The organism is Pseudomonas sp. GW-45 (assembly GCF_056896675.1).
Genome location: NZ_CM167674.1, coordinates 2772534 through 2786526, shown reverse-complemented (window position 1 = coordinate 2786526; position 13993 = coordinate 2772534). Strand labels below are relative to the sequence as shown.

Genomic DNA, 13993 nt, shown 5'->3' with positions numbered 1-13993 from the left:
CTAGGTTATGAAACGCAGCAGGCCACCTTTGTGAGGTGGCCTGCTGAGATGCAACGGATCAGTAGCGGGTCACGCCATCAGAACCATTCGTCCTGCATTTCGTAGCAAGTCAGGTCACGATTTTCCAGCACGTTGAGGTCGTGATGACAGGAAGGCACTTCCCAAAGCAAAAAGTAGCGCGCAGCCTGCAACTTACCTTGGTAAAAGGCTTGGTCTGCTTCGAGGCCTGTATTTAGGCCGTTCTGCGCATGTACTGATTGCTGCAACCAGCGCCAGCCGATAACCATATGACCAAAAGCTTTTAGGTACAGTGCAGAGTTGGCTAACGCCTCGTTTACCTTGCCGTTGCCCAAATCACCCAACAGAGCAATTGTGACCTTGCCAAGATGTGCCAACAGCTTTTCCAGCGGCTCGCGCAAGTCGTTCAGCTCTGGATGCGCGGCGGCCTGCTTGCAGGTGGCCATAATCAGCTCGGACAGCTGCTTGAGAGCCGCGCCGTTATTCATCACTACTTTGCGAGCCAGTAGATCCAGTGACTGGATGCCGTTGGTGCCTTCGTGGATTGGATTCAGGCGGTTGTCGCGATAGTACTGCTCGACCGGATACTCGCGGGTGTAACCGTGGCCGCCGAGAACCTGGATCGCCAGTTCGTTGGCTTTCAGGCAGTAGTCGGAAGGCCATGCCTTGACGATCGGGGTCAGCAGATCGAGCAGTTGCAGTGCGGTCTTGCGCTCGGCTTCAGTTTCCAGCGTTTCGGTATCGTCGAACAGTCGTGCGGCGTAGAGGCCAAGGTCAAAAGCGCCTTCAACGTAGGCTTTCTGAGTTAGCAGCATGCGCTTGACGTCAGTGTGCTCAATGATGGCGACCTGCGGCGCGGATGGATTTTTGCCGTCGGGCAGGCGACCTTGAGGGCGCTCACGCGCGTAGTTGAGTGAGTACAGGTAACCGGCGTAGCCGAGCATCACTGCGCCCATGCCTACTCCGATGCGTGCCTCGTTCATCATCTGGAACATGCAGGCCAGGCCCTGGTGCGGCTTGCCAATCAGGTAACCGACGCAGCCATCCTTGTCGCCGAAGTTTAGCGCCGTGGAGGTGGTACCGCGCCAGCCCATCTTGTGGAACAGTCCAGCCAGGACGACGTCGTTGCGCTCGCCCAGGCTGCCGTCATCGTTGACCAAAAATTTGGGCACGATGAACAGCGAAATACCTTTTACGCCGGGTGGCGCGTCGGGCAGCTTGGCCAAAACCATGTGCACGATGTTATCGGACAGAGGGTGATCGCCGCCGGAGATGAAAATCTTGTTGCCCTTGATACGGTAGCTACCGTCATCGGCCGGTTCGGCTTTGGTGCGGATGTCGGACAGCGAGGAGCCAGCATGTGGCTCGGTCAGCGCCATGGTGCCGAAGAAGCGGCCTTCGATCATTGGCTGCAGAAAACGCTCTTTCTGCTCATCAGTACCGAAGTTCTCAATCAGATTGGCTGCGCCCATGGTCAACATTGCGTAGGACGAGGTGGCTGCGTTAGCTGATTGGAAATGCGCAAAACAGGCTTGCGATAGCAGGTTGGGCATCTGCATGCCGCCTTGCTCGAAGGTGCGCGTTGCATTGAGGAAGCCGGCTTCGAGGAAGGCGTCTACGGCTGGCTTAACCTCGGGAATGAGTTCGGCGGTGCCGTCTACGTATTTGGGCTCGTTCTCATCGCTCTTACGGTTGTGCGGGGCAAACAGCTTTTCTGCGATGGTGCGGGCGGTGCCAATGGCCGCATCGAAGGTTTCCCGGTTGTGGTCGGCAAAGCGCGGACGCTGGGTCAGGCCTTCGGCATCCAGCACTTCGTAGAGTTCGAAGGCCAGGTTGCGTTGATCAAGCAGTATCTCGGACATGGACGTCACCTCAAATTTGAACGCGAAGCAGTGTATTGGCTCGAGTCCGCTGAGGGAACGGCCATTGATATCTTTTATGCAGTCAGATCAGAACAGCCGCAGCGCAGGCTCATCCATGGCAGCGCGTTGTTCGCGCAGCGTGAGTATCTGATCTGCCCAGTAGCGCTCGCTGGCGAACCAAGGAAAATGCATGGGGAAGGCCGGGTCATCCCAGCGCCGTGCCAGCCAGGCGCTGTAGTTGATCAGCCGCAAGCTGCGCAGCGCTTCGATCAGCGCTATTTGGCTTGGATCAAAATCATGGAATTCGTTGTAACCATCGACCAGTTCGGCCAGCTGGGCTTGGCGCTGGTCACGTTCTCCAGACAATACCATCCACAAATCCTGAATCGCCGGGCCCTGGCGGCAATCATCCAGGTCGACCATATAGAGGCTTTCATCGCGCCACAATAGGTTGCCGACATGCAAATCGCCATGCAGGCGAATGGTGCTGCAGGGGTGATCCGCAAAGCGCTGGGCTACTACCTTTAACAGATCATCCGCTACGGAAAAATAGGCTGGCTGCAGGCTAGCGGGCACCACGTTGGTACTGCGCAGAAACTCCAGGCTATCGATACCGAAGCTTTGCACTGTCAGCTCCGGGCGATGCTCGAACGGGCGCATGGCGCCGACGGCGTGAAGTCGGCCGACCAAGCGACCGAGCATTAGCAGGTGGTCGGGATCATCAAACTCAGGCGCCCGTCCTCCAAAACGCTTGAACAGGCTGAAGCGGAAGCCGGCAAACTCAAACAGGGTTTCGCCATTGATCTGCATGGGCGGAATCACCGGGATCTCGCGTTCGACCAGCTCAAGAGAGAATTGATGCTCCTCCAGAATAGACTCATCGCTCCAACGCGCGGGGCGATAGAACTTGGCGATCAGTGGTTGAGCATCTTCTATACCGACCTGAAATACCCGGTTTTCGTAACTGTTGAGCGTAAGCGTGCGGGCGTCTGAGACAAAGCCGAGCGATTCGACCGCATCCAGCACGGTATCGGGAGTCAGCAAAGCAAAGGGATGGTGCGCGTCCATAACCGGTTCGCCTGCATCTGAAAGGGGTATCTATGGTGTCACAATTTGGGGGGCGACTGGCAATCGCGATGTTTTAAGGCCTGCTACGGCGTTCTGGCGGCGCACCAGAGCTGCACGGAGCGAGCGCCGGCACTCAACAAAGTACGGCTGGCTTCGGCAGCGGTGACGCCGGTCGTCATAACATCATCTATAAGCGCAATGTCGCGATCTTTGACAACTGCGGGGCTGGAACAATGAAAGGCGCCTTCAAGGTTGCGCCGTCGCTCTTGTGCATTTAGGCCTTGCTGGGTCTGAGTAGCGCGGCTGCGTTGTAAAACATTCTGCTGCAGCGTGATGCCCAGCGCGCGGGAGACGGGGCGCGCTAGTTCAAAAGCCTGGTTGTAACCGCGCTGCGATTGACGTGTGGGGTGCATGGGCATGGCTAGTAATAGCTCTGGACGACGTTCCGGGTGCTGTTCCAGATAGTCGCTTAAACCGAGAATCATCAGCTGACTGAGCAACCTGCCGTACGCTGCTTGGCGGTGATACTTAAATGCCGGGATAAGCGAGTTAACGGGAAAGCGGTAAAGCAGAGGTGCAGTGGCGTAAACGAACGGTGGCGGTCGATTAAGACATTGACCGCACAGGCTATCGGCTTGCGGGAGGGGGAGGGCGCACTGGCGGCAATACGCGTGCAACCAGGGCAAGTCAGCCAAGCATCCGCTACACAGCGTTGGCTCGCGATGCCGGGTTTTCAAACCGCATAGCAGGCAATAAGCGGATAGGTTGTTAATTAACCAGTTGTAAACCTTGGGTTCTTTCAATGGTTGACAGCCTCCGTGCCGTCGCTATTATGCTCGGCATAGATTGAACCCTTCAGGGTTCCCTAGCAATGATCAAAGGACATGTATCCATGACAGTTTCCGTGACCCGCCATGACTGGGCGCCCGCTGATGTAATGGCGTTGTTCAATATGCCATTCAATGACCTGTTGTTTCGTGCCCAGACCGTGCACCGTGAACACTTCAATCCGAATCGCGTTCAGGTCTCCACGCTGCTGTCGATCAAGACCGGCGCCTGCCCAGAAGATTGCAAGTACTGTCCGCAGTCCGGCCATTACAATACTGGCCTGGAAAAAGAGAAACTGCTGGAAGTGCAGAAGGTGCTGGATGAGGCGACTGCAGCCAAGAATATTGGCGCGACCCGTTTTTGCATGGGCGCTGCCTGGAAACACCCTTCCGAAAAAGACATGCCGTACGTGCTAGAAATGGTTCGTGGCGTACGTGCCATGGGGTTAGAGACGTGCATGACGCTGGGTAAACTGACCAAAGAGCAGACCGCTGCCTTGGCTGACGCCGGACTTGATTATTACAATCACAACCTGGATACCTCGCCTGAGTTTTACGGCAACATCATTACTACTCGTACCTACGGTGATCGGCTGGAAACGCTTGCTTATGTGCGTGATGCCGGCATGAAGATTTGTTCAGGCGGTATTCTGGGTCTGGGGGAGTCGGTAGAAGATCGCGCTGGCTTGTTGATTCAGTTGGCTAACTTGCCTGAGCACCCGGAAAGCGTGCCGATCAACATGCTGGTTAAGGTCAAGGGTACGCCGCTGGAGAATGAGGCAGATGTTGACCCGTTCGATTTCATACGCACCTTGGCGGTCGCACGCATCATGATGCCCAAGTCCCATGTGCGCTTGTCGGCCGGACGTGAGCAAATGAACGAGCAAACTCAGTCATTGGCCTTTTTTGCTGGCGCTAACTCGATCTTCTACGGCGAACGCTTGTTGACCACGGCTAATCCGCAGGCCGGCAAGGATATGCGTCTGTTCGAACGCCTGGGTATTAAGCCCGAAGAGCGTGAAGAGCACGATGATGAAGTGCACCAAGCGGCTATCGAACAGGCTCTGATGGAGCAGCGCGACAGCGCTCTGTTCAGCAATGCGGCAGCGGGCTAAGCGCGCGCTGCACGTTATAAGCTAAAAGCGGCAATCGCGCGCAAGGCAGGCAGGCAGGTCGTGAGCACGGCTTGCTTGTGGCTTGCCGCTTCATCCCATCGAATGAGTGTTCTGCGTGTCTTTCGATTTATCGTCCCGCTTGGCCGAGCGCCAGGCAGCCCACCTTTATCGCCGACGTCCATTGCTGGATGCACCGCAGGACGTGCGTGTGCGGGTGGATGGTGAGAACTTTTTAGCGTTCTGCAATAACGATTACCTCGGTCTGGCCAATCATCCTGAGGTGGTAGAAGCCTTTGCACAGGGTGCCCGGCGCTGGGGTGTCGGCGGCGGTGCATCGCACCTAGTGGTAGGACACAGTACGCCGCATCACGAGCTTGAAGAAGCGTTGGCGGAATTTACCGGCCGGCCCCGCGCACTGCTGCTTTCCAGTGGTTATATGGCCAACTTGGGAACGGTCACTGCGTTAGTCGGGCAGGGTGATACGGTGTTAGAAGACCGCTTAAATCATGCCTCTTTACTGGATGCCGGTCTGCTCAGCGGTGCGCGTTTCTCCCGTTATCTGCATAACGATCCTGTTAGCCTTGCTGCGCGATTAGGGAAGGCGGTGGGCAACACCCTGGTCGTCACCGATGGTGTATTTAGCATGGATGGCGACCTAGCCAATTTGCCTGAATTGTGTGCCCAGGCTCGTACCCGTGGCGCCTGGGTGATGGTCGATGATGCGCACGGCTTTGGCTGTTTGGGGGAGCAGGGCGGCGGTATTGTTGAACACTTTGGTTTAGGCTTGGATGATGTGCCCGTACTGGTTGGCACTCTTGGTAAAGCCTTCGGAACCGCGGGTGCTTTTGTGGCTGGCAGCGAAGAGCTGATCGAAACGCTGATCCAGTTCGCGCGTCCTTACATTTACACCACTAGTCAACCGCCAGCCGTCGCCTGTGCAACGCTTAAGAGCCTGCAATTGCTGCGCGATGAACAATGGCGCCGTCACCATCTTCAGCGATTGATTGAACGCTTCCGCGCAGGTGCGGCGGAGCTAGGCCTTAGGTTGATGGACAGCCCGACGCCCATCCAGCCTATTTTAATTGGCAGCAGCGCGCGCGCTTTAGCGCTATCTGCAGCACTGCGTCAAAGGGGGCTTCTGGTTACGGCTATTCGACCGCCAACGGTACCAAAAGGCACTGCGCGTTTGCGTGTTACCCTCTCCGCTGCGCACAGTGAAAGCGATGTGGAGCAGTTGCTGGAAGCCTTCAAATCCGCTTTGGCAGATATTCCTGAAGATTTCGGAGCTGCTGAAAAACAGTCTAAACACGAGTTATCTGATGAATAGCATCAACCTGCTCCCTGGCTGGGCGTTCTCTGCCGCCAATATGGCTCCGCTGCAGCTGGCACTGCAATCCAGTTTGCCGGCATTTACAGTGTATAACCACGAATTGCCCCCCATGCAGATGTCGAGTCTGGAAACGGATCTCGAGCAGCTGGCCGCTTCCCTTGAGCCCGGCTGGCTAATGGGTTGGTCGCTCGGCGGCACGCTGGCGGTGCAATTGCTACGGCGCTTCCCCGAGCGCTTTTGCGGCGCTGTAACCATTGCCAGTAATGCTTGTTTTGCGGCGCGGGCCGACTGGCCTGAGGCGATGCCCGCTGATACGTTCAAGGCATTTTTCAGTGATGCCCGCGAGAAGCCCGAGAGGATTCTCAAACGCTTTGCGCTGTTGGCCTGCCAAGGCAGCGAAGATGCCCGCGAACTGACCAAGCAGCTGCAATGGAGTGATGCTGATCCGCTGCAGCGTTTGAATCACTTGGCGTTGCTTGGGGTACTGGATAACCGCATTCATTTGCGCCGTGCTACTCAGCCAATATTGCATTGTTTGGCCGCTCAGGATGCGCTGGTACCCGCCTCGGTAGCGGCTGAGTTGCAGGCTCTAAACCCGCAAGCCCGGGTACGGGTGCATCCTGAGGCCAGTCATGCCTTGCCGTTGGAGCAGCCTGAGTGGGTGGCGCAGCAGATTGCCGAATGGGTTCGGCAAACATGAATGCCGCGGTAATCGACAAGCAACAAGTCGCGGCTTCTTTCAGTCGCGCTGCCGCAACCTATGATCAAGTTGCGGCGCTGCAACGCAATGTGGGCGGCAATTTATTGAGCCGGTTGCCGGACACATTGAAGGTAGAGCAGCTGGCTGATATCGGCTGTGGTACGGGTTATTTTACCCGCGCGCTGGCTGAGCACTTCGCTAAGCCAGTGCTGGGGCTGGATATTGCCGAAGGCATGCTGCATTACGCCCGCGAGCACAGTTCTAGCTCTATCACCTGGCTCGCAGCGGACGCCGAAGCCTTGCCTTTGCGCTCCGCCAGCCAGGATTTGTTGTTCTCCAGCTTGGCATTGCAGTGGTGCCCTCAATTGCCCTTGGCCTTGAGCGAGGCGTATCGCGTGCTGCGTCCCGGCGGCTGCATGGCCTTCAATACGTTGGTCGAAGGTACGCTCGGAGAACTGCGTGACGCGTGGCAGGCGGTAGACGGGTTCGTGCACGTTAATCGGTTCATGCCTGTAGGGCAGTTGCAGGAGATGCTCGCGGACGCCGGATTTGAGCGTTGGCACTGTGAGATTGAACAGCATGTTCTGCACTACGGCCAGCTCAGTGAGTTGACCCACGAGCTCAAAGCGTTGGGTGCCCATAATCTAAATACAGGCCGGCCGAGCGGCTTAACAGGCCGCGCGCGGCTGCGTGCGTTGACGGCCGCTTATGAGGCTCGGCGCCAATCGGCGGGTTTGCCTGCGACCTACCAAGTTGCGCAGATACTGCTGTTTAAGGGTCTTGATCAAGTTTGAGGGAGATGAGCATGTCCAAACGTTATTTTGTTACCGGCACAGACACTGAAATTGGCAAAACCACCATAGCAGCAGCGTTGTTGTACGCGGCTCGCACTAGCGGGCTTAGCACCGCAGCGGTTAAGCCGGTGGCCGCAGGTTGTGAGCGCACAGTAGAAGGCCTGCGTAATGAAGACGCATTGGCGTTGCAAGCGCAATGCTCGCCCGAACTGGCCTATGAGCTGATTAACCCGATTACGTTGGAATCCGCTATCGCGCCCCACATTGCAGCGCGTGAAGAAGGCGCTGCATTGACGCTTGAAGTGCTGGCTGGCGCCTGTTTACAGGTGTTCGACCGTCAGCGTGATTTAACCTTGGTCGAGGGGGCTGGCGGTTGGCGTGTGCCGCTTAATGATGATGAGTTGTTGTCTGGGTTGGCGCTGGAGCTTAAGTTGCCAGTGGTCCTGGTGGTAGGTATGCGGTTGGGTTGCATAAACCATGCGCTGCTGACCTGCGAAGCGATTGCCGCTGACGGGCTGGAGCTGGCCGGCTGGGTGGCTAATCAGGTTGATGCCGAAATGAGCCGCCCTGATGAGAATCTAGCTACCTTAAAGCAACTGATTAAAGCGCCTTTTCTCGGTCGTGTACCACGCCTTCAGAAAGCCGATGCTGCTGCGGTGGCGACCTATCTTGATGTCACCCCGCTGGTCTGAACTGACCGGTGGTGATACTCAATGCTGGCCATTTGTGCTTGAATAAAAGCAGGCTTTCTTAACATCTGAGGTTGTGCCATGCCTACCCTTGACTTGATTTCATCCGGCCTGAACAGTGTGCGTCAGGGACAGAATCGTGTTTCTAACGCGGCATCTGATATCGCCCGCGTCGGCGCCGCTGTTGACCCTGCTGCTACGCAGGCGGCGCCAGCGCAACCGGCGACCGGTCAAGCTGCGTCGAGCGCGCCTGTTGAGAGCGCTCGCCCGGTTAATTTGGTTGATAGCCTGGTCGAACTGCAGCAAGGTCGCCAGCAAGCCGAAGCAGGCGCATCTGTGATTGATACTGCTGATGAAGTATTGGGCACATTACTCGACGTTACGGTCTGATCAGCCGGCCTTGGCTTCAAGGTCGATCGATGAGACCCACCAAGGTCTGCGTTTATGATGAGTATTGGTGCTGTTAGCACCTACCACTATTCTCCTCCAGTGCAGGTGCAGGCGGCCGTCACCGCGCCTGCCAGTGAGTTTCTGCAGCCTGAAAAAGACGTTAGTCGTTTCCCTCCAATAGACCAGACTGCTTCGGCTGGTGCCGCCAATGCAAAACCAGACGAGCAGAAAGACGTCACCCTAAAGCAGCAAGTGGAAGAACAGAAGCGTGCACAACTGGCTGATGCCGAAGCTGAGTCACAGCGGGTAACTCAACTGGAAGTCAGCGAACTAGCGGCACGGGACCGGGAAGTACGCAGCCATGAGCAGGCACACATGGCCGCTGGCGGACAGCACGCTGGCGCCGTGCAGTATGAATACGACCGCGGTCCTGATGGTCGTTTGTACGCCGTCGGCGGTGAAGTCGGTATAGATACGACCCCTGTAGCGGGAGACCCGCAGGCGACCATCGAGAAAATGGAACAGGTACGCCGCGCCGCACTCGCACCAGCAGAACCTTCAGGGCAGGACTTGGCAGTAGCCGCTCAAGCGGCGCAAGCTGTTGCTCAGGCCCGCTCTGAATTAGCGACCGCTCCAACTGAATCCGCAGAGCGTGCTGAAGCGGCTGAAGACGGAGAGAGCGCTGAAGAAACCGCGACCAGCGACGAAACGGTTGCTGAAGATTCTGCTCCGCGTGACCTGTCGCTTTACCGCAGCATAGCCGCTACTGCGGACGCTCCCAGCGGCGCATTGGATTTGCGCGCCTGATCTCTAGTTCGCCGTTCTAGCTTCCTTATCTTCTCGTCTAAAACGCGCCAGTTTTACCTTCCTGTATGTTCACAACTATTTATGACTCGGTATTCATGCGGGGGTTGACTTTCATTTGGCGTAAACGTATGTTTCAAACACATGTTTGAATGTGCTGTTTTGCAGCCAACCCTGCAGCCTCGGCTGCCCCTGCATCTGATACTACTGTTGAGGTCAAGCACCATGCCTGATTACAAAGCGCCCCTGCGTGATATCCGTTTCGTTCGCGATGAGCTTCTGGGTTATGAAGCGCATTACCAAAGTCTGCCTGGTTGCGAAGACGCGACGCCAGATATGGTCAACGCTATCCTCGAAGAGGGTGCCAAGTTTTGCGAGCAGGTTATTGCGCCGTTGAATCGTGGTGGCGATTCCGAGGGTTGTACTTGGAGCGCCGAGGGCGTGACCACGCCTACCGGTTTTAAAGAAGCTTATAAGCAGTATGTTGAAGGCGGCTGGCCGAGTTTGGCGCATGACGTCGACCACGGCGGGCAGGGTCTGCCAGAATCACTGGGTCTGGCGATCAGCGAAATGGTCGGTCAAGCCAATTGGTCCTGGGGTATGTATCCCGGTCTGTCTCATGGTGCGATGAATACCATAGACGAGCACGGTACTGATGAGCAGAAGCACGCTTATTTGACCAAGTTAGTGTCAGGTCAGTGGACCGGCACCATGTGTCTGACTGAATCCCATTGTGGTACTGACCTGGGGATGTTGCGTACCAAGGCAGAGCCGCAGGCTGATGGCAGCTATAAGATTTCCGGTACCAAGATATTCATCTCATCGGGTGAGCACGACATGGCCGAGAACATCGTCCACATCGTACTGGCTCGTCTGCCCGATGCGCCGGCCGGCACCAAGGGTATTTCTCTGTTTATCGTTCCCAAGTTCTTGCCAGACGCGAGCGGCGAGAACGGCGAGCGTAACGGCGTAAACTGCGGTTCGCTTGAGCACAAGATGGGTATCCACGGTAACGCTACCTGTGTGATGAACTTTGACAGCGCCACTGGCTTCCTGATTGGGCAGCCGAATAAAGGCCTGAACTGCATGTTCACCTTTATGAATACTGCGCGCTTGGGCACAGCTCTTCAGGGCTTGGCTCACGCTGAAGTCGGTTTCCAAGGTGGCATTCAGTACGCCCGTGACCGTCTGCAGATGCGTGCGCTCACCGGTGCCAAAGAGCCCGAGAAAGCAGCCGATCCGATCATCGTTCACCCTGATGTACGTCGCATGTTGTTGACCATGAAAGCCTTCGCTGAAGGTAATCGCGCCATGGTGTATTTCACCGCCAAGCAGGTTGATATCGTTAAGAACAGTAAGGACGCCGAAGAGCAGAAGCAGGCCGATGCGTTGCTGGCACTGCTGACTCCGATCGCTAAAGCGTTCATGACTGAAGTCGGCTTTGAAGCAGCCAACCACGGTGTGCAGATCTACGGTGGCCACGGTTTTATCGCTGAGTGGGGCATGGAGCAGAACGTGCGTGATGCGCGTATCTCCATGTTGTACGAGGGCACCACAGGCATTCAGGCGCTCGACTTGTTGGGTCGTAAAGTACTGATGACTCAAGGCGAAGCGCTTAAGGGCTTCACCAAAATCGTGCACAAGTTCTGCCAGAATAACGAAGGTAACGAAACCATCAGCGAGTTCGTTACACCGCTGGCGGAGTTGAACAAAGAATGGGGCGAGCTGACCATGAAGGTGGGTATGGCTGCCATGAAGGACCGTGAAATGGTCGGTGCTGCATCAGTCGATTACCTGATGTACAGCGGCTACGCTTGCCTGGCTTACTTCTGGGCTGATATGGCACGTGTTGCATCGGCCAAGCTGGCGGAAGGCACCTCTGAAGAGGCTTTCTATAAGGCTAAGCTGCAAACTGCACGCTTTTACTTCCAGCGTATTTTGCCGCGTACTCGCACCCACGTTGTGACTATGTTGTCTGGCGCTGACAACCTAATGGACATGGCCGCAGAGGATTTCGCTCTGGGTTACTGATCTTGCAGGTAGCGTAAAAGCTAAAAAGGCCGCCCCGGGTACCCGGGGCGGCCTTTTTTTGGCTTTTAGTATCGACTATATATTGCGAGCCAAACGTAGGCCGCTGAACTGCCAGCGCGTTGCGGCAGGGAAAAAATTGCGATACGAGGTTCGGCTATGGTTGTGGGGAGTAGCGCAGGAGCTACCGCGTAACACCATTTGGTTGATCATGAACTTGCCGTTGTACTCGCCGACCGCTCCGGCAGCTGGCTGATAGCCGGGGTAAGGTAGATAGGCGCTGTTGGTCCACTGCCATACCTCACCGAATAGTCCGTTGAGTTCAGGTAACTGTTGCGCTGCGTGCTCCCACTCCATCTCAGTGGGTAGTCTGGCCTCTGACCACCGCGCAAACGCATCGGCTTCATACAGGCTTATATGGCAAAGCGGTGCAGCATGATTCAACGGTTGTTTACCGGCCACCGTAAACAAACTCCATTGATGATCCTGGTGCATCCAGTAGAGCGGTGCACTCACCTGATTTGCATTCACCCAGTCCCATCCATCGGATAACCAGAGTTCTGGGCGTTGATAACCGCCGTCGGCAATAAAGGCAAGAAAGTCGCCGTTGCTCACGTTGCGCTCTGCTAATTCAAAAGGCTCTAACCAAACGCGATGACGGGGGCCTTCGTTGTCATAACTAAATCCTGCACCGTTGTTGCCAATGTCGCAGAGCCCGCCGTCGAGCCGAAGGTAATCAGGGGCGCGTTTGCCGTTGTCGGCGCTCTGAGTTTTGGGCTGTTCGGGCGCCGTGCTGCGCCAAGCCGGGTACAGCGGGTTGCAGGAAAAGTGGTGTTTAAGGTCGGTGAACATCAGCTCTTGGTGTTGCTGCTCATGTTGCAAGCCCAGTTCTATTAGTTCGCTCAGAGCACCCGGCAGGTCTTGCGTCAAAAGGGTCAGCATATGCTGGTCTACATGTCGCCGGTAATGCAGCACCTCATCGAGCGAAGGTCTGGACAGCAGCCCGCGTTCAGCGCGCGTGTGGCGTTCACCCACGCCAACATAATAAGAGTTAAACAACACGCGGTAGCTTGGGTTGAGCGGCTCGGGTGGCGTGCTCAGAGCACCAAGCACGAAGGTTTCAAAAAACCAGGTGGTGTGGGCAAGGTGCCATTTCAAAGGGCTGGCGTCTGGCATGGATTGCAGCTGGCAATCTTCGGCGCTCAGGCCGTTTATCAGCTCCAGCGAGTAAGCACGCGTCTGGGCGTAACGAAACTCGAGGCTACTGTTTCGGGGGCTAGAAGCCAGCTGATTCATATTGGCTCCGCTAGAAAAACGCCGAACCAGTCCTGTGGGTCAGTCCAGTATTGGCTGCAGCGCAGACCGCTGGCGGCGAGCAATGCACGAAACTCGTTTAGGCTGTACTTGTGTGAGTACTCGGTCAGGATGTGCTCTTCTGCACCAAACTGCCGATTGGCGTGACCGCCGAGATCGACGCTGTGACTTCGAGTGGAAACCAGGTGCATTTCAACGCGCCTATGGGCTTCGTCAAAATGTGCGAAATGGCGGAAGTTAGTTGGCTCGAAATCGGCGTCTAGCTCCCTGTTGACGACGTTCAATACATTAAGATTGAATTCAGCGGTAACGCCGCTAGCGTCATCGTAGGCGGCCTCCAGTACGTCTCTTGGCTTAATCAGGTCGGCGCCAATCAACAGTCGACCGTCAGGGCCGCAATGCGCACGGATACGGCGTAGAAAACGTATAGCGGCGCGTGGCTCAAAGTTACCAATGGAAGAGCCGGGATAAAAGAATACCGGTGGGGCGCCAGGGCGCTCTGCTAGCAGCTCATCTAGGTCCAGGTGCTGAGTAAAGTCGGTTACTACGCCCACACACTCGAGTTGTGGATGTTGTAGCGCCACCTCAGCCAGCGAGCTTTGCAGAAACTCTCCTGCGATATCCACACCGACAACGCGAGCCGGCGATATCGCAGGCAACCAGCTTTGGGTTTTGTTGCAATCACCGCAGCCTAAATCAATCCATTGCATGTTTGCTGGCAATTGCGCGGCTATGGCGTCGCGATGCTGGTTGAATATCTGTGCTTCGGTGCGGGTTGGGTAATACTCGTCGAGTAGGCAGATAGCGGTAAATAAATCGCAACCGCGATCATCGTAAAAATATTTTGAATCGATACGGGCTTGCGGCTGCAGCAATCCATGCAATAGTTTTTGACGCTCATCCTGAGCCGGAAGCCGAAGTGCTGTCTGGAGTCGGGGCAGGTCTAGAGCAAGGCTCACGTAGGCAATTTCCTCTGCTAGTCAAAGACACATGTCCTTAAAACTTAGCAGGCGGCCTTTGTTTTTTCCAGTTAATACCTGCGATCGCACCCGAA

General features: G+C 56.1%; 13 protein-coding genes. 8 read left to right on the top strand and 5 right to left on the bottom strand.

What is annotated here, in order from left to right; genetic code table 11:
- Positions 1-77: 77 nt before the first annotated feature.
- The 3 genes from AC1XYH_RS12880 to AC1XYH_RS12870 form a co-directional block, all read right to left on the bottom strand.
- Positions 78-1880 carry an acyl-CoA dehydrogenase gene (locus AC1XYH_RS12880; protein ID WP_483323573.1) on the bottom strand — a complete coding sequence of 601 codons (1803 nt, stop codon included), beginning with the start codon at positions 1878-1880 and terminating at the stop codon, positions 78-80.
- A gap of 87 nt (positions 1881-1967) precedes the next feature.
- The gene (locus AC1XYH_RS12875; RefSeq protein WP_483323572.1) at positions 1968-2948 is read right to left on the bottom strand and encodes a serine/threonine protein kinase; all 981 of its coding nucleotides are present in this window, start codon (positions 2946-2948) and stop codon (positions 1968-1970) included.
- A gap of 83 nt (positions 2949-3031) precedes the next feature.
- Positions 3032-3751: a ComF family protein gene (locus AC1XYH_RS12870; RefSeq protein ID WP_483323571.1), complete on the bottom strand. Its 720-nt coding sequence runs from the start codon at positions 3749-3751 to the stop codon at positions 3032-3034.
- A gap of 68 nt (positions 3752-3819) precedes the next feature.
- On the opposite strand from AC1XYH_RS12870, the gene bioB reads away from it, so the two are divergent.
- From bioB to AC1XYH_RS12830, 8 genes are all read left to right on the top strand, one after another.
- Positions 3820-4890, top strand: coding sequence for a biotin synthase BioB (gene bioB / locus AC1XYH_RS12865; protein ID WP_483323570.1), 1071 nt, complete (start codon positions 3820-3822; stop codon positions 4888-4890).
- 115 nt (positions 4891-5005) lie between these two features.
- Positions 5006-6217, top strand: coding sequence for an 8-amino-7-oxononanoate synthase (gene bioF, locus AC1XYH_RS12860; RefSeq protein WP_483323569.1), 1212 nt, complete (start codon positions 5006-5008; stop codon positions 6215-6217).
- Positions 6210-6920, top strand: a complete 711-nt coding sequence (locus AC1XYH_RS12855; protein ID WP_483323568.1) for an alpha/beta fold hydrolase — start codon at positions 6210-6212, stop codon at positions 6918-6920. The genes bioF and AC1XYH_RS12855 overlap by 8 nt, the downstream gene beginning before the upstream one ends.
- Positions 6902-7714 (top strand): malonyl-ACP O-methyltransferase BioC, encoded by an 813-nt coding sequence (gene bioC, locus AC1XYH_RS12850; RefSeq protein ID WP_483323567.1) that lies wholly within the window; start codon positions 6902-6904, stop codon positions 7712-7714. The genes AC1XYH_RS12855 and bioC overlap by 19 nt, the downstream gene beginning before the upstream one ends.
- Positions 7715-7725: 11 nt before the next feature.
- Positions 7726-8406, top strand: coding sequence for a dethiobiotin synthase (gene bioD, locus AC1XYH_RS12845; protein ID WP_483323566.1), 681 nt, complete (start codon positions 7726-7728; stop codon positions 8404-8406).
- Between the two features lie 78 nt (positions 8407-8484).
- Complete coding sequence (locus AC1XYH_RS12840; RefSeq protein ID WP_483323565.1) at positions 8485-8793, top strand: hypothetical protein; 309 nt, start codon at positions 8485-8487, stop codon at positions 8791-8793.
- A 54-nt stretch (positions 8794-8847) separates the two neighbouring features.
- Positions 8848-9600, top strand: a complete 753-nt coding sequence (locus AC1XYH_RS12835; protein WP_483323564.1) for a putative metalloprotease CJM1_0395 family protein — start codon at positions 8848-8850, stop codon at positions 9598-9600.
- Between the two features lie 222 nt (positions 9601-9822).
- Positions 9823-11628: a phenylacyl-CoA dehydrogenase gene (locus AC1XYH_RS12830; RefSeq protein WP_483323563.1), complete on the top strand. Its 1806-nt coding sequence runs from the start codon at positions 9823-9825 to the stop codon at positions 11626-11628.
- Between the two features lie 75 nt (positions 11629-11703).
- Here AC1XYH_RS12830 and egtB read toward each other — a convergent pair whose 3' ends face one another.
- Together egtB and egtD are read right to left on the bottom strand one after the other, a co-directional pair.
- Positions 11704-12921 carry an ergothioneine biosynthesis protein EgtB gene (egtB, locus tag AC1XYH_RS12825; protein WP_483323562.1) on the bottom strand — a complete coding sequence of 406 codons (1218 nt, stop codon included), beginning with the start codon at positions 12919-12921 and terminating at the stop codon, positions 11704-11706.
- On the bottom strand, positions 12918-13898 hold the full coding sequence (egtD, locus tag AC1XYH_RS12820; RefSeq protein ID WP_483323561.1) for an L-histidine N(alpha)-methyltransferase: 981 nt from the start codon (positions 13896-13898) through the stop codon (positions 12918-12920). The genes egtB and egtD overlap by 4 nt, the downstream gene beginning before the upstream one ends.
- Positions 13899-13993 lie beyond the last annotated feature (95 nt).

Excerpts from the sequence above, each read along its gene's own strand:
- AC1XYH_RS12880 (WP_483323573.1), bottom strand. The coding sequence starts at position 1,880 with ATGTCCGAGATACTGCTTGATCAACGCAACCTGGCCTTCGAACTCTAC.
- AC1XYH_RS12875 (WP_483323572.1), bottom strand. The coding sequence starts at position 2,948 with ATGGACGCGCACCATCCCTTTGCTTTGCTGACTCCCGATACCGTGCTG.
- bioB (WP_483323570.1), top strand. The coding sequence starts at position 3,820 with ATGATCAAAGGACATGTATCCATGACAGTTTCCGTGACCCGCCATGAC.
- AC1XYH_RS12855 (WP_483323568.1), top strand. The coding sequence starts at position 6,210 with ATGAATAGCATCAACCTGCTCCCTGGCTGGGCGTTCTCTGCCGCCAAT.
- bioC (WP_483323567.1), top strand. The coding sequence starts at position 6,902 with ATGGGTTCGGCAAACATGAATGCCGCGGTAATCGACAAGCAACAAGTC.
- bioD (WP_483323566.1), top strand. The coding sequence starts at position 7,726 with ATGTCCAAACGTTATTTTGTTACCGGCACAGACACTGAAATTGGCAAA.
- AC1XYH_RS12840 (WP_483323565.1), top strand. The coding sequence starts at position 8,485 with ATGCCTACCCTTGACTTGATTTCATCCGGCCTGAACAGTGTGCGTCAG.
- AC1XYH_RS12835 (WP_483323564.1), top strand. The coding sequence starts at position 8,848 with ATGATGAGTATTGGTGCTGTTAGCACCTACCACTATTCTCCTCCAGTG.
- AC1XYH_RS12830 (WP_483323563.1), top strand. The coding sequence starts at position 9,823 with ATGCCTGATTACAAAGCGCCCCTGCGTGATATCCGTTTCGTTCGCGAT.
- egtB (WP_483323562.1), bottom strand. The coding sequence starts at position 12,921 with ATGAATCAGCTGGCTTCTAGCCCCCGAAACAGTAGCCTCGAGTTTCGT.